This is a genomic window from Pseudomonas moraviensis subsp. stanleyae, assembly GCF_036283065.1.
In the GTDB taxonomy this organism is placed as follows: Bacteria; Pseudomonadota; Gammaproteobacteria; order Pseudomonadales; family Pseudomonadaceae; genus Aquipseudomonas; species Aquipseudomonas stanleyae.
On sequence record NZ_JAADJI010000001.1, the window covers coordinates 264,827 to 285,243 of the forward strand.

General features: G+C 61.1%; 17 protein-coding genes and 3 pseudogenes. 13 read left to right on the top strand and 7 right to left on the bottom strand.

The genetic code is table 11. The features are described 5' to 3' along the window. Positions 1–38: 38 nt before the first annotated feature. Positions 39–1,841: an acyl-CoA dehydrogenase gene (locus GXB78_RS01050; protein ID WP_329513799.1), complete on the top strand. Its 1,803-nt coding sequence runs from the start codon at positions 39–41 to the stop codon at positions 1,839–1,841. Positions 1,842–2,042: 201 nt separating this feature from the next. Here the strand turns inward: GXB78_RS01050 and GXB78_RS28045 are convergent, their stop codons facing one another. The 4 genes and pseudogenes from GXB78_RS28045 to GXB78_RS01065 form a co-directional block, all read right to left on the bottom strand. Further along, positions 2,043–2,888, bottom strand: coding sequence for a methyl-accepting chemotaxis protein (locus tag GXB78_RS28045; RefSeq protein WP_408005097.1), 846 nt, complete (start codon positions 2,886–2,888; stop codon positions 2,043–2,045). Between the two features lie 21 nt (positions 2,889–2,909). Further along, positions 2,910–4,040 (bottom strand): annotated as a pseudogene (locus GXB78_RS28050) (cache domain-containing protein); the annotation flags it as partial. Positions 4,041–4,079: 39 nt separating this feature from the next. After that, a complete protein-coding gene (locus GXB78_RS01060; RefSeq protein ID WP_039756738.1) occupies positions 4,080–4,382 on the bottom strand; it encodes a cell division protein ZapA in 303 nt (100 codons plus the stop codon). Beyond that, positions 4,379–4,609 carry a hypothetical protein gene (locus tag GXB78_RS01065; protein ID WP_227973519.1) on the bottom strand — a complete coding sequence of 77 codons (231 nt, stop codon included), beginning with the start codon at positions 4,607–4,609 and terminating at the stop codon, positions 4,379–4,381. The genes GXB78_RS01060 and GXB78_RS01065 overlap by 4 nt, the downstream gene beginning before the upstream one ends. A 343-nt stretch (positions 4,610–4,952) precedes the next feature. Here GXB78_RS01065 and GXB78_RS28055 point away from each other — a divergent pair. From GXB78_RS28055 to selO, 5 genes and pseudogenes are all read left to right on the top strand, one after another. After that, positions 4,953–5,609 (top strand): annotated as a pseudogene (locus GXB78_RS28055) (MCP four helix bundle domain-containing protein); the annotation flags it as partial. Between the two features lie 303 nt (positions 5,610–5,912). Then, positions 5,913–6,512 (top strand): annotated as a pseudogene (locus GXB78_RS28060) (methyl-accepting chemotaxis protein); the annotation flags it as partial. 323 nt (positions 6,513–6,835) lie between these two features. Next, positions 6,836–8,578: a potassium/proton antiporter gene (locus GXB78_RS01075; RefSeq protein ID WP_329513802.1), complete on the top strand. Its 1,743-nt coding sequence runs from the start codon at positions 6,836–6,838 to the stop codon at positions 8,576–8,578. Between the two features lie 34 nt (positions 8,579–8,612). Further along, entirely contained in the window at positions 8,613–11,966 is a 3,354-nt protein-coding gene (gene mscK, locus GXB78_RS01080; RefSeq protein WP_329513803.1) for a mechanosensitive channel MscK, read from the top strand. Positions 11,967–12,014: 48 nt separating this feature from the next. Continuing rightward, positions 12,015–13,478 carry a protein adenylyltransferase SelO gene (selO, locus tag GXB78_RS01085; RefSeq protein ID WP_329513804.1) on the top strand — a complete coding sequence of 488 codons (1,464 nt, stop codon included), beginning with the start codon at positions 12,015–12,017 and terminating at the stop codon, positions 13,476–13,478. Positions 13,479–13,483: 5 nt separating this feature from the next. On the opposite strand, the gene mazF is transcribed toward selO, so the two are convergent. Together mazF and mazE are read right to left on the bottom strand one after the other, a co-directional pair. After that, on the bottom strand, positions 13,484–13,846 hold the full coding sequence (mazF, locus tag GXB78_RS01090; RefSeq protein WP_041477600.1) for a type II toxin-antitoxin system toxin MazF: 363 nt from the start codon (positions 13,844–13,846) through the stop codon (positions 13,484–13,486). Further along, a complete protein-coding gene (gene mazE / locus GXB78_RS01095; protein ID WP_008077592.1) occupies positions 13,846–14,115 on the bottom strand; it encodes a type II toxin-antitoxin system antitoxin MazE in 270 nt (89 codons plus the stop codon). The genes mazF and mazE overlap by 1 nt, the downstream gene beginning before the upstream one ends. Before the next feature lie 235 nt (positions 14,116–14,350). Here mazE and trxC point away from each other — a divergent pair, with 235 nt between their 5' ends. Further along, complete coding sequence (gene trxC / locus GXB78_RS01100) at positions 14,351–14,785, top strand: thioredoxin TrxC (RefSeq protein WP_329513805.1); 435 nt, start codon at positions 14,351–14,353, stop codon at positions 14,783–14,785. Between the two features lie 134 nt (positions 14,786–14,919). On the opposite strand, the gene GXB78_RS01105 is transcribed toward trxC, so the two are convergent. Beyond that, positions 14,920–15,690 carry a ParA family protein gene (locus GXB78_RS01105; RefSeq protein ID WP_024011296.1) on the bottom strand — a complete coding sequence of 257 codons (771 nt, stop codon included), beginning with the start codon at positions 15,688–15,690 and terminating at the stop codon, positions 14,920–14,922. 357 nt (positions 15,691–16,047) lie between these two features. Here GXB78_RS01105 and GXB78_RS01110 point away from each other — a divergent pair, with 357 nt between their 5' ends. From GXB78_RS01110 to GXB78_RS01135, 6 genes are read left to right on the top strand one after another with little or no spacing between them, the layout of a single operon-like run. Next, a complete protein-coding gene (locus GXB78_RS01110) occupies positions 16,048–16,773 on the top strand; it encodes a beta-ketoacyl synthase chain length factor (protein WP_329513806.1) in 726 nt (241 codons plus the stop codon). Then, positions 16,749–17,561 (top strand): lysophospholipid acyltransferase family protein, encoded by an 813-nt coding sequence (locus tag GXB78_RS01115; RefSeq protein ID WP_329513807.1) that lies wholly within the window; start codon positions 16,749–16,751, stop codon positions 17,559–17,561. Before GXB78_RS01110 ends, GXB78_RS01115 begins: the two co-directional genes overlap by 25 nt. After that, the gene (locus tag GXB78_RS01120; RefSeq protein ID WP_285408209.1) at positions 17,539–17,814 is read left to right on the top strand and encodes a phosphopantetheine-binding protein; all 276 of its coding nucleotides are present in this window, start codon (positions 17,539–17,541) and stop codon (positions 17,812–17,814) included. The genes GXB78_RS01115 and GXB78_RS01120 overlap by 23 nt, the downstream gene beginning before the upstream one ends. A gap of 9 nt (positions 17,815–17,823) precedes the next feature. After that, positions 17,824–18,078: an acyl carrier protein gene (locus GXB78_RS01125; protein WP_016772026.1), complete on the top strand. Its 255-nt coding sequence runs from the start codon at positions 17,824–17,826 to the stop codon at positions 18,076–18,078. Further along, positions 18,075–18,620: a COG4648 family protein gene (locus GXB78_RS01130; RefSeq protein ID WP_329513808.1), complete on the top strand. Its 546-nt coding sequence runs from the start codon at positions 18,075–18,077 to the stop codon at positions 18,618–18,620. Before GXB78_RS01125 ends, GXB78_RS01130 begins: the two co-directional genes overlap by 4 nt. Beyond that, positions 18,617–20,296 (top strand): AMP-binding protein, encoded by a 1,680-nt coding sequence (locus GXB78_RS01135; RefSeq protein ID WP_329513809.1) that lies wholly within the window; start codon positions 18,617–18,619, stop codon positions 20,294–20,296. Before GXB78_RS01130 ends, GXB78_RS01135 begins: the two co-directional genes overlap by 4 nt. Positions 20,297–20,417: the final 121 nt, after the last annotated feature.

The following is a 20,417-nucleotide window of genomic DNA, read 5'->3' on the forward strand; positions in this document are numbered from 1 at the left end:
ACCTAGACTGCGGCATACTTTCTTTAAGGTAGGCCGCCATGTCCGAGACGCTGCTCAGTTCCCGCAATCTGGCTTTCGAGCTGTACGAAGTCCTCGATGCCGAGGGCCTGACCCGGCGTGAGCGCTTTGCCGAGCACAATCGCGAGACCTTCGACGCCGCCATCGGCACCGCGCGCAACATCGCCGAGAAGTACTTTGCGCCGCACAACCGCAAGGGCGACGAGAACGAGCCGCGCTACGAGGACGGTAAGGCGATCCTGATTCCTGAAGTGAAACCGGCGGTGGATGCCTTTCTCGAAGCGGGTTTTCTCAACGCCGCACGCAGTTTCGAGGCCGGCGGCATGCAACTGCCGACCCTGCTGTCGCAAGCCTGCTTTGCGCATTTCCAGTCAGCCAACGCCGCTTCGACGTCCTACCCGTTCCTGACCATGGGCGCGGCCAATCTGATCGAGAGCTTTGGCAGCGAAGAGCAGAAACAGCGCTTCCTGCAACCGATGATCGACGGACGTTTCTTCGGCACCATGGCCCTGACCGAACCCCATGCCGGTTCGTCGCTGTCGGATATTCGTACCCGCGCCGAGCCGGCAGCCGACGGCACCTACCGCCTCAAGGGCAACAAGATCTTCATTTCCGGTGGCGATCACCCGCTGTCGGAAAACATCGTGCACATGGTCTTGGCCAAACTGCCGGACGCCCCGCCGGGGGTGAAAGGTATTTCGCTGTTTATCGTGCCGAAGTTTATGGTCAACGATGACGGCAGCCTCGGCCAGCGCAACGACGTGCTGCTCGCCGGGTTGTTTCACAAGATGGGCTGGCGCGGCACCACATCCACCGCGCTGAACTTCGGCGATAACGGCGAGTGCGTCGGTTACTTGGTGGGCAAGCCGCACCACGGCTTGAGCTACATGTTCCAGATGATGAACGAAGCGCGGATCGGCGTCGGCATGGGCGCGGTGATGCTCGGTTATGCCGGTTACCTGTATTCGCTGGAGTACGCCCGCGAGCGGCCGCAGGGTCGGGTGCCGGACAGCAAGGATCCGACCACGGCGCCGGTGGCGATCATTCAGCACGCGGATGTCAGACGCATGCTACTGACGCAGAAATCCTACGTCGAAGGCGCATTTGACCTCGGCCTGTATGCCGCGCGGCTGTTTGATGACACCACCACGCTGAAAACCGAAGCCGAGCGTAAACAGGCGCACGAACTGCTGGATCTGCTGACGCCGATCGTCAAATCCTGGCCATCGGAGTTCTGCCTGAAAGCCAACGAACTGGCGATCCAGATTCTTGGCGGCCACGGTTACACCCGCGAATACCCGGTGGAGCAGTACTACCGCGACAACCGTCTGAACCCGATCCACGAAGGCACCCACGGCATCCAGTCGCTGGACTTGCTCGGGCGCAAGCTGGCGCAGAACGGTGGCGCCGGGTTGAAGCAATTGATTCGCTTAATCGCCGACACCGCCGAACGCGCCACTGCGTACGACTCGCTGACCGCACTGCGCGAACCGCTGGAAAAACTGGTTGCCCGCCTGCAAACCGTGACCATCGGCCTGCTCACCGATCTGGCCCAGGGCAAGGTCAACAGCAGTCTGGCGAACTCGGCGTTGTATCTGAAAGTGTTCGGCCACGCGGTGATCGGCTGGCGCTGGCTGGAGCAGGCGATTCGCGCCGAGGAAGGCTTGGCCAAAGGGAACGCGGCGGATGCCGACTTCTATAAGGGCAAGTTGCAGGCAGCGCGGTACTTCCTGACGTGGGAAGTGCCGGGCTGCCAGCACGAGCTGGACTTGCTGGAGGCGCGGGATGATACGTGTCTGGCGATGCAGGATGCGTGGTTCTGAAACGCTACCCTCACCCCAGCCCTGTCCCGGAGGGAGAGGGGGCCGACCGAGATGTCTTGCGCTATACATCGACCTGAAAAACCGCTTCGATTATGGATTCGGTAAAGCATTTTCAGGTCGGTGTACTTCCTGAATGCTCCACAGTCAGTCCCCTCTCCCTCTGGGAGAGGGCTAGGGTGAGGGGCTTTTCTGGCTCAACACTCAACTCAACTTGAACCCACCCATCTGCCGCGCCAGGTCATCCGCCAGCCGCTGCAACATCTGACAATCCTCACGACACGCACGAACCTCCCCAGCCGTCGCCCGCGCCAGATCGGAAATCCCCTGCACGTTGCGGTTGATCTCTTCGGTCACCGCCGACTGCTCTTCGGTCGCCGTCGCCACCTGATGGTTCATGTCGCTGATGCGCTCGACCTGACCGGTGATCGCCGTCAGTGATGCGCCGGTCCGCTGGCTCGACTCAACCCCGGTACCCGTCGCGGCCTGACCAGTGCGCATCGAAGACACAGCATTTTCTGCACCTTGCTTGAGGCTGCCGATCATCAGTTGAATCTCGTCGGTCGAGGCCTGGGTTCTGCGTGCCAGAGTGCGTACTTCGTCGGCAACCACCGCGAATCCACGGCCCATGTCGCCGGCACGGGCGGCTTCGATGGCGGCGTTGAGTGCAAGCAGATTGGTCTGTTCGGAAACGCCACGAATCACCGCCAGCACCGAATCGATCGAGGCCACTTGTTGCGCCAACTCACCCACTGCGCCCGCCGCCACACCAATTTCATCGGACATGCTTTCGATATGTCGGATCGAACCCCCGACCACTTCCCGCGCTTGCAACGCTTCATCGCGTGCGGTCTGCGAGGCGAGCGCGGCATTGCCGGCGTTCTGCGCGATTTCCTGCACGGTAAGGCCCATTTCGTGAACTGCCGTAGCGACCATGTCGGTCATTTCCTGCTGCCGGCCCGAGCGCTCGGCGGTGTTGTCCACCACCTTCGCCACTTGCCCCACGGCCGTGCGCAAACGCTCGCTGGTGGTCAGCACTTCGCCGATCATCGCGCGCTGGCTGTCGAGAAAACGGTTGAAGCCGCGAGCCAGGTCGCCGAGTTCGTCGGCACGGCTGGAATCTAACCGGTGAGTCAAATCTCCACCACCGCTACCGATGGCCACCAGTGCCCGTGTTACTTGTCGAATCGGTCGCACCAGCCCCTGCGCCAGCCACACCACCAGCGCCAGGCAAACCAACGCCACCACCAGGCCGATGCCGCCACTCATCCACATCGCCTGACGCGCTTCGGCATAGATCTGCGATTGCGGCACTTCGGCCACCAGGGTCCAGCCGAGATCGCGCAGCGGCAGGCTGAAGGCGAGAAAATCTTCACCGTCGCGCTGGAAGCTGCTGTTCACCGCATCTTTGTGTCCCATCAGCGCTTGCGCTGCGTTGGCGCCGATCTGCTCGGTCAAGGTGCGCTTGCCGCTGAACTGCGCCTCAGGATGGACCTGAATCAAACCGTCGGAACGCACGAGATAGACCTTGCCGCGCTCGCCAAAGCTGAAGTTGTGAATCAGCTCCGACAGTTCTTTCATGCTCAGCCCCAGCCCCGCGACACCGACGACTTTGCCAGCCTGCTCGACCTTCAGATCAATGAACAAGGCCAGTTCGCCGGTGGCGCCATCGTTGTCGATATTCAGCGTGCGCGATTGATTGCTGTCGAGAAAGGAATAGAACCAGGCATCGGCCGGTTTGGCACGACTGAGGGTGCGATCCAGGCCCTTTTCGGTGATGTAGTGATTGGATTCGGTGCCGATGATCAGCGCGGTGAAGGCTTTGTGTTCGGCGCGGATGCCTTCCAGATACTGCGCGAAGAGCGCGGTTTTGCTGCCGTCCTCGCCGGAGGCCAGCCAATCGCGAACCATGGTGTTGCTGGCGATGTCCTTGGCGGCGGTGAGCGGTTGTATGAGGATGCGTTCGATATCGTTGCGCGTCGCTTCGATACTTGACGGCAGCGCTTGTTCGACCAGATAGCTCTGGGCGAGGCGGTTGACCACCAGGGTATAAATGCCAACCACAATCACGATGCTGATCAGCAGGGCCGCGCCCATGCCGAGAATCAACTGCCACTGAATACTGCGTCGCCACCACTGCATGGAGCACCCCCAAGGAATAAGTGGCCGAAACACTGCAACAGCCGTGCCGATTGTATACATCCCAACCGACAATCTATTCCCTGGTTGTGCGCAACCTGGTCAGCCCTGGCTGATGGTCTTGGCAATCGTCTCGACCGTGGCGCTGACTTGCTCTTGATAACGCTCGAGTTCTTCTTTGTGCTGCTTCTTCATTTCGATCTGCTGCGAGCACAGATTCATCGCCGCCAGGACCAGCAAGCGATCGCCGATCAGCGTCGGGTATTTGCGCTTGGTGTCTTCCAGCGCTGCCTTGAGCATCATCGCCGCGTCCAGCAGGGTCTGTTCTTCCCCGGCCGGCGCCTTGATCGAATAGTCCTCGCCGAGGATGGAGATGACTTTTACCCCTGCTGTGCCATGGTTCATGCGCTGACAGGACCGGCGTTGACGCGATCGACCAGCGCCTGGATGCGCGCGGCGGTGGCGCCGTGTTTCTCTTCCTGCTCCATCAGGTTCAATTGCAGGTTTTCGTTTTCATCCTTGGCCTGGGCCAGTTCCGTGGACAGGGTCTGGTTGGTCTGCGTGAGGGTCTGGTTCTGTTGCACCAGGTCGCTGACGAGCTGTTCCAATTGGCTGAGGGATGCTTCCAACATTTTGATCTTCCAAGCGTTTTTCAAAGGGCGCGTACGATAAAGAAAAGTCACCACGGATGCCAGGGTTAAACCGGCGCAAGGCCTTGATTTTCCTGGCGGGCAAGCGTTCTCGCGAGTTTAAAAGACTGTGATTGGTCGATCTGGTTCCTGCACTTCGTCGCACAGAGCCGTCTGCGACAAATACGCACACCACCTCAAGACTTTAGTCGTATGACCGATAAGTCACCCATACAGCAGTCTCAGCCCGCATGGATGCGGCCCTTTTCGGTATCCGCCCATGTCCCTTCGCAATATGAATATCGCCCCACGGGCGTTCACCGGCTTCGCCCTGATCGGCGGCCTAATGTTGATTCTCGGCGTATTTGCGCTGAACCAGATGAGCAAGATCCGCGCGGCCGGCGAAGACATCGCCACCGCCAGCGTGCCATCGATCAAGGCCCTCGACGAATTCACCCAGCTGACCCTGCGCCTGCGCGTGCTGTCCTACCGTTTGCTGATCAACCGCGAACCCGACGTGCAGCAGAAAACCATCGAGCTGTTCGACCTGCGCAACCGCCAGATCAGCGATGCGCAACGTGCCTACGAGCCGCTGATCTCCGGGCCTGAAGAACGCGCGGCGTACGATCAATACGTGCAATTGCTGGCGCAGTACCGTCAGCTTGAAGAGCGCATGAAAACCCTGTCGCGCAACAATCAGATCGACGAGTTGCGGCAGATGCTCAACAGCGATTTGCTGAGCAATTCGGAAGCGGTGAATACCGCGCTGGCGCGTCTGCTGGAGATCAACACTCAGCAAATTGCCGAGACTGATCAGGGCGCCAAGGACCAGTACTCGATGTCGTTCGATCTGGTCGTCACTCTGCTGGTGATCGCCAGCGGCCTGACCCTGCTGTTCGCCTGGCTGCTGACCGTGAGCATTACCAAACCGATTTCCAAGGCACTTGAGGCGGCGGAAACCATCGCCGAGGGCAACCTGACCCAGCCGATCCATGTCGATGGCGAAGATGAAGCCGGGCGCCTGCTGGCGGCCATGGCGAAGATGCAAGCGAAGCTGCGCGACACCCTGCAGCGCATCTCCGGTTCGGCCACGCAACTGGCGTCTGCCGCGGAAGAGCTGAACAGCGTCACCGACGAGAGTGCTCGCGGTCTGACTCAGCAGAACAACGAAATCGAGCAGGCGGCCACTGCCGTCAATGAGATGACCAGCGCCGTCGAAGAAGTCGCGCGCAACGCGGTCAGCACTTCGGAAGCCTCGAAAAACGCCACCACTTCAGCTGGCGACGGCCGTGATCTGGTGCAGGAAACCGTCAGTGCCATCGAGCGCATGAGCGCCGACGTGCAGAGCACTGCTTCGTTGATCGGCGATCTGGCCAATGAATCCCGCGACATCGGCAAGGTGCTCGACGTGATCCGTGGCCTCGCTGACCAGACCAACCTGCTGGCCTTGAACGCAGCGATCGAAGCGGCCCGTGCCGGTGAGGCCGGGCGTGGTTTCGCGGTAGTGGCGGACGAAGTGCGTGCTCTGGCCCATCGCACTCAACAGTCGACCAGCGAAATCGAACGCATGATCGGCAGCATCCAGAGCGGCACCGAACACGCCGTGGATTCGATGCGCAACAGCACCGAGCGCGCCGAATCGACCTTGAACATCGCCCGAGGCGCGGGTATGTCGCTGGACACCATCAACAGCGCCATCGTCGAAATCAACGAGCGCAACCTGGTCATCGCCAGCGCCGCCGAAGAGCAGGCGCAGGTAGCGCGGGAAGTCGATCGCAATCTGGTCAACATCCGCGATCTGTCGGTGCAATCAGCGACCGGGGCGAATCAGACCAGCGCGGCGAGCAATGAGCTGTCGCGCCTGGCGCTGGATCTGAACAACATGGTTGGGCGGTTCAGTCTGTAACCGAAAGCAAGATCCAAAGCTACCCCCTCACCCCAGCCCTCTCCCCCAAGGGGGCGAGGGGGAAGGGAGCAGATCGGGGGCTTTCGAAATGCCCGTTCGACTCGGTAGTTCAGGGCGCCGCAGCAGGCACATTCACTCCGATCAGTCCCCTCTCCCTCCGGGAGAGGGCTAGGGTGAGGGGCAGCAATGCCGTGTCGAACTCAAATTCTGATGCCCCCCTGAAATCCTTTTTGACAGCATCACATTTCAACAGGTTAGAATCGCTGGCACGCAGACTGCATGGTCAGTTTGTGCCTCGTCTTTACGCTTCTGGAGTACTGCCTTTGAATGCGACGACCATCAACAGCCTGTTCTTGATCGGCGCGTTGCTGGTAGGCGCAAGCATTCTTGTCAGCTCGCTGTCTTCACGTCTGGGCATTCCCATTCTGGTCATCATCCTCGCGGTTGGCATGAGTGCCGGGGTCGATGGTGGCGGGATCATTTTCGATAACTACCCGACGGCCTATCTGGTCGGCAACCTCGCTCTGGCGGTGATCCTGCTCGACGGCGGTTTGCGCACGCGGGTCTCGAGTTTCCGCGTGGCGTTATGGCCGGCGCTGTCGCTGGCCACGGTGGGGGTGTTGATCACCACCGGGCTGACCGGCATGGCCGCGGCGTGGCTGTTCGACCTCAATCTGATTCAGGGCCTGTTGATCGGCGCCATTGTCGGTTCGACCGACGCCGCAGCAGTGTTCTCCTTGCTCGGCGGTAAAGGCCTCAACGAGCGGGTCAGCGCCAGTCTGGAAATCGAATCCGGCAGCAACGACCCGATGGCGGTATTTCTCACCGTTACCCTGATCGACATGCTCGCCAGCGGCCAGACCGGCCTGCACTGGAGCCTGCTGACCCACCTAATCCGCGAGTTCGGCATCGGTGGCGTAATCGGTCTGGGCGGCGGCTGGGTGATGCTGCAACTGGTCAACCGCATCAACCTCGCCGCCGGGCTCTACCCGATCCTGATCATCGCCGGCGGCCTGGTGGTGTTCGCCCTGACCAACGCCTTGCACGGCAGCGGCTTCCTCGCCGTGTATCTGTGCGGCCTGGTCATCGGCAACCGCCCGGTGCGCAGCCGCCACGGCATTCTGCACATGCTCGACGGCATGGCCTGGCTGGCGCAGATCGGCATGTTCCTGGTGTTGGGCCTGCTGGTCACGCCCCACGATCTGCTGCCGATCGCCCTGCCCGCCCTCGGTCTGGCGCTTTGGATGATCCTGTTCGCGCGGCCGCTGTCGGTGATGGTCGGCCTGCTGCCGTTCAAGGCCTTCCACGGTCGCGAAAAGGCCTTTATTTCCTGGGTCGGTCTGCGTGGCGCGGTGCCGATCATTCTTGCGGTGTTCCCGTTGATGGCCGGATTGCCGCAAGCGCAGCTGTATTTCAATCTGGCGTTCTTCATCGTGCTGGTCTCGCTGCTGGTGCAGGGCACGAGCCTGCCGTGGGTGGCCAAATTGCTCAAAGTGACGGTACCGCCGGAACCCGCGCCGATTTCCCGGGCGGCGCTGGAAGTACACGTGACCAGCGAGTGGGAACTGTTCGTTTACAAGCTCGGCGCCGAGAAATGGTGCATCGGTTCACCCCTGCGTGAACTGAAAATGCCCGAAGGCACACGCATCGCCGCCCTGTTTCGTGGCCAGCAATTGCTCCATCCGTCGGGTAGTACGGTGCTGGAAGTCGATGATTTGCTGTGTGTTATCGGTCATGAACACAACTTGCCGGCCCTCGGCAAACTGTTCAGCCAGGCGCCGCAACGCGGCCTCGATCTGCGTTTCTTCGGCGACTTCGTACTCGAAGGAGACGCCCAGCTTAAAGCGGTTGCAGCGCTGTATGGCTTGCCGGCCGAAGGCATCGATCCGGACATGACCCTGGGCGCGTTCATTGCCCAGAAAGTCGGTGGTGCACCCATCGTCGGTGACCAGGTGGAGTGGAACAACACCCACTGGACGGTGGCGGTCATGGACGGGAACAAGATCGGCAAAGTGGGCGTCAGATTCCCCGAAGGAAGTCGCCCGGGCCCCGGGCTCTTCCTCTAAACTGCCTCCACTCTCACTTGCTTGACCGGTCTCTATGCCTACCCTGCGCTCCTTTTTCGCCGCGGCCCTGCTGGGCCTCAGTCTCGTCGTCGGCCCGCTGCATGCTGCCGAACCACCGTCCAGCGATGCCGTGCAGGCCAGCCTCGACAAGCTGGCCGACAGCAAACTGCCGGACGCCGACAAGAAGACCCTGCAGACCGTCCTGCAGAACACCCTCAATCAGCTGAACAACCAGCGTGATTACGAGCAGAAGCTGATCGACCTCAAGCGTCAGCTGGCCAACGCGCCGAAGCTGACGATCGAGAACACCCGCGAACTGAGCCGCCTCAAGGCCACCGCACCAGTGCCGGTCGCGCAGCGTTTTCCGAAAGAGTCGATCCAGCAACTGGAGCAGATCCTCACCGATCGCTCGACCCAGCAAAGCGATCTGCAAAAAGCCCTGGCCGAAGCCAACAGTCTGATCATCACCGCACAGACTCGCCCCGAGCGCGCTCAGGCGGAAATTTCCGCCAGCCAGACGCGCATCCAGCAGATCAACACCATCCTCAAGTCCGGCAAGGACACTGGCAAAACGGTCACCGCCGAACAGCGCGACCAATTGAATGCCGAACTCGCCGCGCTCAATGCGTTGATTCCGCTGCGCCGTCAGGAACTGGCCGGCAACACCCAGCTGCAGGATCTGGGCAACGCCCAGCATGACTTGCTCTCGGAAAAATCCGACCGCCTCGACCGCGAGATCCAGGAACTGCAAACCCTGATCAACCAGAAGCGTCTGGCGCAGTCGCAGGAAACCGTTACCCAGCAATCGATCGAAGCGCAGAAGGCCGGCGGCAGCAGCCTGCTGGCGAGCGAGAGCGCAACCAACCTCAAGCTTTCCGACTATTTGCTCAAGAGCACCGACCGTCTCAATGAAGTCACGCAGCAGAACCTGCAGACCAAACAGCAACTCGACACCCTGACCCAGAGCGATTCGGCGCTGGACGAGCAGATCAGTGTGCTCAAGGGCAGCCTGCTGCTGTCGAAAATTCTCTATAAACAGAAGCAGGCGTTGCCGCACCTGAAGGTCGACCGCGACCTCGCCGACCAGATTGCCGATATTCGCCTCTATCAGTTCGATGTCAGCCAGCAACGCGAGCTGCTGAGCAACCCGGCGACTTATGTCGACAACTTGCTGGCAACGCAGCCGCCGGAGCAGGTCACCCCGCAACTGCGCAAAAGCCTGCTCGATCTGGCCAACACCCGCGCCGATCTGCTCGAGCGACTGAACCGCGAGTTGAGCGCGATGCTCAATGAGTCGATCACCCTGCAGCTCAATCAGAAACAATTGCTCAGCACTGCGCAGAGCCTGCGCGCGACCCTCGACGAACAGATGTTCTGGATCCCCAGCAACAAGCCGCTGGACGTGGAATGGATGCGTGGTGTGCCGGAGCGGCTGGAGCGGCAGGTCAATACCCTGCCCTGGGCGTCGAGCCTGAGCGAACTGACTGACGGCCTGACCCAACGCCCATTGTTGTTCCTGCCATTGGCGCTGCTGATCGGCGCCCTGTTGTGGCGACGCAAGGCCCTGTACGGACGACTCAACAAGGTTCACCAGGACATCGGCCACTTCAAGCGCGACAGCCAGTGGCACACGCCGCAGGCGATTCTGATCAACATCTTGTTGGCGATGCCGGTGGCGCTGGGTCTGGCGCTGTGCGGTCTGGCCTTGCAGATCGACGCGCGCGGGCAGAACGCCAACATGGGCGCGGCACTGTTGCAGATGGGTCAGGCCTGGCTGGTGTTCTACACCGCGTACCGGATTCTTGCGCCGGGCGGCGTGGCGGAATTGCACTTCCGCTGGGAGAAGCCGCAGGTCGAGTTCCTTCAAGGTTGGGTGCGTCGACTGGGTCTGGTGGTCATGGCGCTGGTGGCTGTGGTGGCCGTTGCCGAACTGCAACCGGCGGCGCTGGCCGATGATGTGCTCGGCATGCCGGTGGTGCTGACTTGCTACGCCTTGATGGCATGGCTGCTCAGTCGCCTGCTGATCAGCAGCCCGACGCACCAGAACGCTTCGCTGTTCCGTAAGGCTGTCGGAGTGATGTTCACCCTGCTGCCGATCGCCCTGTTTGTCGCGGTGTGCTTCGGCTATTACTACACCGCGCTGAAACTCAGTGATCGCTTGATCAACACCCTGTATCTGCTGATGTTCTGGCTGGTGATCGAGGCGACTTTCGTGCGTGGCCTGAGCGTTGCCGCGCGGCGTCTGGCTTACCAGCGCGCGCTGGCCAAACGGCAGGCAGCGAAGGAGGCTGGCGACGGCGAAGCGGTGATCGAAGAGCCGACGCTGGACATCGAAAAGGTCAACGAACAGTCCCTGCGCCTGATCCGTCTGGCCCTGCTCGGCGGTTTCATCGCGGCGCTGTACTGGGTCTGGTCGGACCTGATTTCGGTGTTCTCGTATCTGGACAACATCACTCTCTACGAATACACCAGCGGCACCGGCGCCAACATGAGCATGGTGCCGATCAGCATCGGCGACATGCTCGGCGCGCTGATCATCATCGGCATCACTTTCGCGCTGGCGCGCAACTTGCCCGGCCTGCTCGAAGTCTTCGTCCTGTCCAAGCTCAATCTGGCCCAGGGCAGCGCTTATGCGACAACCACGCTGCTGTCCTACGTGATTGCCGGCGTTGGTTTTGTCACCACCCTGTCGACCCTCGGCGTCAGCTGGGACAAGTTGCAGTGGCTGGTGGCGGCGCTGTCAGTGGGCCTCGGTTTCGGTATGCAGGAGATCTTCGCCAACTTCATCTCCGGCATCATGATCCTCTTCGAACGCCCGGTGCGGATCGGCGACACCATCACCATCGGCAACCTGTCGGGCACGGTGAGCAAGATCCGCATCCGCGCCACGACGATCACCGACTTCGACCGCAAGGACATCATTGTCCCGAACAAGACGTTCATCACCGGGCAACTGATCAACTGGTCGCTGACCGATACCATCACCCGGGTAACGTTGAAACTCGGCGTCGATTACGGCTCGGACCTGGATCTGGTCAAGGAGCTGCTGCTCAAGGCAGCCCGGGAGAACCCGCGCGTGCTGAAGGAACCGGAGCCGCACGTGTACTTCCTCAACTTCGGCGAAAGCACCCTCGACCACGAACTGCGCATGCATGTGCGCGATCTGGGTGACCGCAACCCGGTGCTCGACGAGGTCAACCGCTTCATCAACCGCGAGTTCAAGAAGCAGCACATCAACATCTCGTTCCGGCAGATGGAGGTTTATCTGAAGAACCTCCACGGCCAGGAATACAAGATGGTGCCTGTGGAACCCGAGAACAAAACCATCGTGCCGATCGTCGACGGGCAGAAACCGTTGTCGGAACCGCCGCCGAGCAAACTCGACTAACCGTCATGATCCCAGCAGAATGCTCGGACATTCTGCTGGAGCCGGCCCGTGAAAGCCCTCGACGACCTGACTTTCGACAACCGCTTCGCCCGCCTCGGCGACGCGTTCTCTGCGCACGTACTGCCGGAGCCGATCGACAACCCGCGTCTGGTGGTCGCCAGTCCCGCAGCCCTGGCTTTGCTGGATCTCGATGCGGCCAGCGCCGAAACCGAAGAATTCGCGCAACTGTTCGGCGGCCACAAACTCTGGGCCGACGCCGAACCGCGAGCGATGGTGTATTCCGGGCATCAGTTCGGCGGCTACACCCCGCAATTGGGTGACGGCCGCGGTCTGCTGCTGGGCGAGGTCTACAACAATGCCGGCGAGCACTGGGACTTGCACCTCAAGGGCGCCGGGCAGACGCCGTTTTCACGCATGGGCGATGGCCGCGCGGTGCTGCGTTCCTCGATTCGCGAATTTCTCGCTTCCGAAGCGCTGTACGCGTTGAACATTCCGTCTTCCCGGGCCGCCTGCGTGATCGGCTCCGACACGCCCGTCTGGCGTGAAAAGCAGGAACGCGCGGCGATGGTGCTGCGCCTGGCGCCGAGCCATATCCGCTTCGGCCACTTCGAATACTTCTACTACACCAAACGCCCCGAGCAGCAGAAACAGCTCGCTGAGCATGTGCTGGCGATGCACTTCCCTGAATGCCTTGAGCAACCGGAACCGTATCTGGCGATGTTCCGCGAGATCGTCGAGCGCAACGCCGAACTGATCGCCAAGTGGCAGGCTTATGGCTTCTGCCACGGCGTGATGAACACCGACAACATGTCGATCCTCGGCATCACCTTCGACTTCGGCCCGTTCGCCTTCCTCGATGACTTCGACGCGCATTTCATATGCAACCATTCCGACGATCAGGGCCGCTACTCGTTCAGCAATCAGGTGCCGGTAGGCCAGTGGAACCTCAGCGCCCTCGCCCAGGCGCTGACGCCGTTCATCAGCGTCGAAGCCCTGCGTGAAACCCTCGGCCTGTACCTGCCGCTGTTCCAGGCGCACTACCTCGACCTGATGCGCCGCCGCTTCGGCTTCACCACCGCCGAGGACGATGACCAGCAACTGCTGGAAAACCTCCTGCAACTGATGCAGAACAGCGGCGTCGACTACACGCTGTTTTTCCGCCGCCTCGGTGAAGAATCAGCCGAACAAGCCGTCGCCCGCCTGCGCGACGACTTCGTCGATATCAAGGGCTTCGATGCCTGGGGCGAACGCTACGTCGCCCGGGTTACCCGCGACGGCAATGCCGATCAAGCACAACGCCGCGCGCGGATGCATGCGGTCAATCCGCTGTACATCCTGCGCAATTACCTCGCGCAAAAAGCCATCGATGCGGCTGAGCAAGGCGACTACTCCGAAGTCCGCCGCCTGCATGCAGTGTTGAGCAAGCCGTTTGAGGAACAGCCGGGAATGGAAGGTTACGCCGAGCGGCCACCGGAGTGGGGCAAGCATTTGGAGATCAGTTGTTCGTCGTAGGCGCTTCAGCTTAGCGGGTCGATTGCACTGATTACACGGTCGACGATGTCAGACATTGTCACGTCATCCAGTCGCTCGATGAATTTGGCCGTGCCGTCTCGTACCCGTTGTTCTATGTCAAAACTGCGAACCTGATTACACACTGCTACACCATTGGTTTCGTGGCCAGTAATGGCGACCGCCAAACCCATATTCCGGCTGAAATTCCCACCGCTAGTAACAGGCACCGTCATGCTCACGCCCAATGCGTTGATCTCTCTGGGCGTAATCACCACAAAGCGATGTCTGTTCATCATCTCCCGCCCCGCCACTGGGTTTGGATCAATCCAGTAAACGTCACCCCGCTGAGGGGGCTGTCGGCGCACCATCAACCCAGCTCCCGGCCGACAGAATCACCTTCAAGAGTCTCGCTAGTCTGGGCGTTAAGTTTCTGCAATTCTTCTGCGCCTTCGAGTAGCTCTGACAAACTATAACGCTTACGCGTAGCGGCTACGGCTGGACGAGCAATCAGTTCGCCATCGACCACATTCAGCTCTAGCTGTGCGCCAACCTCCAGATGCAACAACTTTAAAAGCGTGGGCGGAATCGTAATGACGGCAGCGCCGCCTTGGCGGCGTATCTTGGAAGTTACGGACATTATGTCGCTCCGATTTGATGCATAGGAATCATCGACCCTGGATTAGTGCAACAAAAGTAGCACGCAGATAAAGACAAAGCGATCTCCTCACGACAAGCGTAAAACGCCGAATTGGTCTTCAGACTAGCCATCGAGCCCGGAACGGTTTTGAGAAAAATGTGAGCAGTTGCGACATTGATAAGTTGGCAGATCGACTCCAAATCAGTTCTATAGACTGCCTATCAGAGAACCAATCATGACCACCCCACTCCTCATCCCCTGCCCCACCTGCAACGGCCTCAACCGCATCCCCGCCGAGCGCCTGGCTGACCAGCCCAAATGCGGGCGCTGCAAATCTGCGGTGCTGTTGAGCAAACCCTTCGAACTCAAGCAAGGTGATTACGCCAGTCAGATCAAGGGTGATCTGCCGTTGCTGGTAGATGTGTGGGCGGACTGGTGCGGGCCGTGCAAGTCGTTTGCGCCGGTGTTCGAACAGGCTGCGGCGCAGTTGGCGGGCAAGTGTCGGCTGGCCAAGCTCGACAGCGAGGCGAACCCGCAGTTGTCGGCACAGTTGGGGATTCGCTCGATTCCGAGTCTGATTCTGTTTAAAAACGGCAGGGAAGTGGCGCGCCAGAGTGGTGCGTTTCCGTTGCCGCAGTTGATGGCGTGGTTGCGTAGCCAGGGGATCTGACACACTAAAGATCACCCTGTGGGAGCGAGCCTGCTCGCGAAGGCGGTCGATCATTCAGCGCTGATATTGAATGTGCCGGCCTGTTCGCGAGCAGGCTCGCTCCCACATTAGGAGTTTGCGTGTCATTCGGGGAATCAGTGGTCTTCCAGCAGATTGTGCAGCTCCACAAACTGCTGGGTCAGTTTGTGCCGTGGGTCGAGGTGGATCAGCGGCATGCTGGCCTGGTGCGACTCGCGCATGCGCACCGAACTGCTCAGGTACACCGGCAGTACCGGCAAGCCTTCGGCAATCAGTTCATCGAGCATCTGCTGTGGCAGGCTGGCCCGCGCCTGGAACTGGTTGACCACGATGCCTTCGACTTCCAGGCCCTCGTTATGGTCGTCCTTTAATTCCTCGATCTCGGCGATCAGTCCGTAGAGCGCCTGACGCGAGAAGCTGTCGCAGTCGAAGGGGATCAACACCCGATCCGCCGCAATCAGCGCCGATACCGCATAGAAATTCAAGGCTGGCGGGGTATCCAGATAAATGCGGTCGTAGTCTTCGGACAACTCGTCCAACAACTTGCGCAGCTTGTTGATCTTGTGTTTCGCCTCGAGCTTGGGCTGCAGATCGGCCAGCTCGGCAGTGGCGGTAATGATGTGCAGGTTGTCGAACGGGGTTTCGTAGATGTCGGCCTGATTCTTTTTCGAGAACGGCCCTGAGGACAGCGTCTGTTTGAAGAAATCGGCGATGCCCATGGGGATGTCGTCGCCAGTGAGCCCGGTCAGATACTGAGTGGAATTGGCCTGGGCATCGAGGTCGACCAACAACGTGCGATAACCCTCGCTGGCGCTGACCGCCGCCAGGTTGCAGGCGATGCTGGATTTGCCTACGCCACCTTTCTGATTGAACACCACGCGCCGCATGACCAAACCTCCGTGTATCAAAGAATGACCGAGTGTAGTTGCCGTCGACCGCGCTTCGCTACCTTCACGGACATGGACTACGCCGTCAGGTGTAAATATCGCCGCTCAGCCATGGAAAAAACCGCCAGCCATTACAGAGACACCTGACAGACAGGCCGCGGGGAATATGGATAATGGCCAAGTGATAGCCACCCCAGCGAACCGCTCGCTACATTTTGTTGGGCAAAATGTAACCAACATTTGCTACACACCCGTCGCACCGGGATAATGCGCGCCACCCGGCGCCCTGCGCCAAGCCAAGCCTGCTGCGGCGCTGGCGACTCAACGCGTCAACGAAAGCCCGCAGGGGCGGGATGAATGTCCGTGATCAACTTCAACATCGCCCAATGGCGCGCGTGGGCCCCGGGGCTCGACAGCGTGGACGCCTGGCAGGCCTGGAGCCGCCAACCGGTCGTGCTCCAGAGCAGTGATGCCGCGCCCGATGTGTCGTTTCTGCCGGCCATGCAACGCCGTCGCCTCAGCCGCCTGGCGCGGATGGCCTTCAGCGTTGGCTGGCCGCTGGCCGACGGACGGGACAATCTGCCGCTGGTGTTCGTCTCGCGGCACGGCGAAACCCCGCGCACCTTTGAAATCCTTCGCGACCTGGCCACTGAACAGCCGCTGTCGCCGACCCAATTCAGCCTTTCAGTGCACAACGCAATCATCGGCCTGTGGTCGATCATGCGCGGCGAAACCAGCGAAATGACTGCCCTCGCTGCCGCTGGCGACGGTCTGGAACACGGCATGCTTGAAGCCGCCGCACTGCTCGAAGAAGGCGCCCCGGCGGTGCTGCTGGTGATCACCGAAGAGCAACCGCCCGAGGCCTATTCGCAGTGGGTCGACGACGTGCCGTTCCCTTATGCACTGGGTTTGTTGCTCACGCCCGGTACCGACTGGCGGCTGACCCTGAACAGCAGCACCGAAACCCGGTCAAAGGCGCACTGGCCGCACGCGCTCAACCTGCTGCGAACCCTGCTCGGCCAGCAACCTGATTGCCAACATGCGTGGAAAAATCGTGTATGGACCTGGCATCGCAACCCGTGACCGCCAAACACCGCGACGCCTATTACTGGCGCCTGCTGGCCACTGCTGCGAGCTTCGCCTTGTTCGGGCTCGGCGGGCTGTGTCTGCGCCTGCTGGTATTTCCGCTGCTCGGTTGCCTGCCCGGTGACGCACTTGAACATCGCCTGCGCGCCCGGCGTACGGTCAGCCGACTGTTCTGGTTTTTCGTGCGGTTCATGGCCCGCACCGGCGTGCTCACCTACGACATCGAGGGCGCCGAGCGACTTGGGCGGCCGGGGCAGATGATCATTGCCAACCACCCGTCGCTGATCGATGTGGTGTTTCTCATCGGTCTGGTGCGCCACGCCAATTGCGTGGTGAAGAAGACGCTCTGGGAAAACCCGTTCACCCGTGGCCCGCTGCGCCGCACCGAGTACATCAGCAATGACGGCAGCATGGATATGCTGGACGCCGCCGCGCAGGCGTTGCAGGACGGCCAGACCCTGATCATTTTCCCCGAAGGCACGCGCACCCGGCCCGGGCAAGCGCCGGCCTTTCATCGGGGGGCGGCGGCGATTGCCTTGCGCGGTGCGAAAATCGTTACCCCGGTGATCATCAAGGTCAGCCCGACCACGCTGACCAAAGCCGAGCCGTGGTATCGCATCCCCCATCGCCGCGTGCACTTCAGTTTTCGCGTGGGGGCCGATATAGACCCACAGACCTTCGCCGCGCAAGGCCCCGCACCGCAGGCCTCGCGCAAGCTCAACGATTATTTGCATGACTATTTCATTGAGGAGCTCGCCGCAGATGAGCGAACTGAACACCGCTAGCCTGGTGCGTGACATCAAACTGCTGATCATCGAGGCCCTCGGCCTCGAAGACATCAGCCCCGAGGACATCGGCGACGAGCAGACACTGTTCGGCGAAGGCCTCGGTCTGGATTCCGTGGATGCACTGGAACTGGGCCTGGCGATCCAGAAAAAATATGGCATCAAGATCGACGCCGACGCCAAAGACACCCGCAACCATTTCACCAACGTGGCCAGCCTTGCGGCGTTCGTCACGGCAAAACAGGCAGCTTGAGACCGGACCATGCAAACTCGTGACGATATTTTCAACACCCTGCGCGATGCCCTGGTCGAGCTGTTCGAACTGGATCCGGCCCGTGTAAGCATGGACGCCAATCTGTATCAGGATCTGGAAATCGACAGCATCGACGCGGTCGACCTCATTGATCACATCAAGCGCCAGACCGGCAAGAAAATCGCCGCCGAAGAGTTCAAATCGGTGCGCACCGTGGGTGACGTGGTCGAGGCGGTGTTCCGTCTGGTTCAACCGGCCGCATGAGCCGACTGATCGGCCTGGGCCTGCTGCTGGCCGGTCTGCTGTACCCCTTTGCGGTGTATTTCGGCATGGAGCATTTCGCCCCGTGGCAATTTGCGATGCTGCTGGGCAGCCTGTGGCTGGCGCGCGCCCTGACCGGCGAGCGTAAACCCGGCAGCCTGTGGATGGCCTGCGTAGCGATCGGGTTCTGCCTGCTGCTGGCGGTATTCGACAGCCCGCAGCTGCTGCGCTGGTACCCGGTGCTGATCAGCGGTTTCATGCTGGTGTTGTTCGGCTTCAGCCTGAAATACGGCCCGCCGATGGTCGAGCGTCTGGCGCGCTTGCGCGAGCCGGAGCTGCCGGACGTCGCCATTCGCTACACGCGCAAGGTCACGCTGGCCTGGAGCGTGTTTTTCTTCTGCAACGGTTTGTGCGCCGCCCTCCTCACCCTGTGGGCGCCGCTGGATTGGTGGATGTTGTACACCGGCCTGATCTCCTATGGATTGATCGGCCTGATGTTTGCCATTGAATGGCTGATACGACAACGGGTAAGAGGCCGTACATGAATTGGATAAAACTTGAGCAGCTGTTGCTCAAGGCGTTGCCGGCACGGGCGATCTGCCAGGCGCCGGCCCTCGATCACACGCAACTGCGAGCGCAGGCCCTGAGCGTTGCCGCTGGCCTGCAAAGCCGAGGCGTGAAAAGGCTGGCAGTGCATCTGGAAGATGCCGCCGACCTCGCCATTGCGCTGCTCGGTGCCTGGCGTGCCGGCGTCAGCGTGTTGCTGCCGGCGGATCTGCAAGCGCAGACGCGCCAGCGCTGGTCCCCTGAAGTCGATCTGTGGCTGACCGATCAGCCGGGTGACGCGCAGCTCACTGACTTCGCTCAACCGGGTTTGCCCGGCGCCGAACTGGATCTCGATCAATGCCGACTGAGCCTGTGCACCTCCGGCTCCAGCGGCGAGCCCAAGCGTATCGACAAGACCTTGCGCCAGTTGGCCAATGAAGTCGAAGCGCTGGAACAGCTGTGGGGCGCAGACCTCGGTGAAGCCTGCATCATCGGCAGCGTCGCCACCCAACACATCTATGGTCTGCTGTTTCGCGTGCTATGGCCGTTGTGCGCCGGACGTCCATTCGTGCGCCGGCAACTGGCGTTTTCCGAAGACTTGCAACGCGCCAGCCGCGAACACCCGGCCTTCGCCTGGGTCGCCAGCCCGGCGCTGCTCAAGCGCATGGGCGACAACCTCGACTGGCAAGCCTTGAGCGCCGTGCGCCGGGTGTTTTCCTCCGGTGGCGCGTTGCCGCTGGAGGCCGCGCAAAGTCTGCAACAGCGTTTGCAGCAATGGCCGACGGAAATCCTCGGCAGCTCGGAGACCGGCGGCATCGCCTGGCGTCAGGGCGAATCGTTGTGGCAGCCGTTCACTGGCGTCGAGCTGAGCCAGGACAGCGACGGCGCCCTGCTGATCGCCTCGCCGTATCTGCCTGCCGGCCATGTCGAACACAGCGCCGACGCTGCGCGCATTGCCGCCGATGGACGCTTCGAACTGTTGGGGCGGCTCGACCGCATTGTCAAACTGGAAGAAAAACGCATCTCGTTGCCGATGCTCGAACAGGCTCTGGCCGAACACGACTGGGTCGCCGAAGCGCGCCTCGGTGTCGTGCAGGAAAACCGCGCCTCGCTCGGTGCGCTGCTGGTGCTCAGCGAAGCTGGCCTGTTCGCCCTGCGCGAGCACGGCCGTCGCGGCCTGACCGAAACCCTGCGCAAACATCTCAGCCAACATTGCGAAGCCCTCGCCCTGCCCCGGCGCTGGCGCCTGCTGCGGCAAATGCCATTGAACAGCCAGGGCAAACTGGCGCAGGCGGACGTAGAAGCATTGCTGCTGGCCGCACGGCCGAAAGCCCCCGAAGTACTGGAGCAAAGCGCAAGCGACGGCGAGTGGAGCCTGCAACTATGCGTGCCGCCGGATCTGGCCTACTTCAGCGGGCACTTTCCCAAGGCGCCGGTTTTGCCCGGCGTGGTACAGGTCGAGTGGGCACTGAATCTCGGTCGGCAGTTGCTGAAGCTTGACGGTGCGTTTGCCGGAATGGAGGTGCTGAAGTTCCAGCAACTGGTACGGCCCGGTGATGAAATCCAGCTGCACCTGCGTTTCGATGCCGAGCGCAGCAAGTTGTATTTCGCTTATCGCAATGCCACCGCGACCTGTTCCAGCGGGCGGATTTTGCTAGGAGTTGGCAATGCATAATCTGTGGCGAGGGAGCTTGCTCCCGCTGGGTTGCGAAGCAGCCCCACCGGTTTTGGGCAGCCCATCGAAGGCGAGCGCTTCGCACTCGAGCGGGAGCAAGCTCCCTCGCCACAAAGGGGAT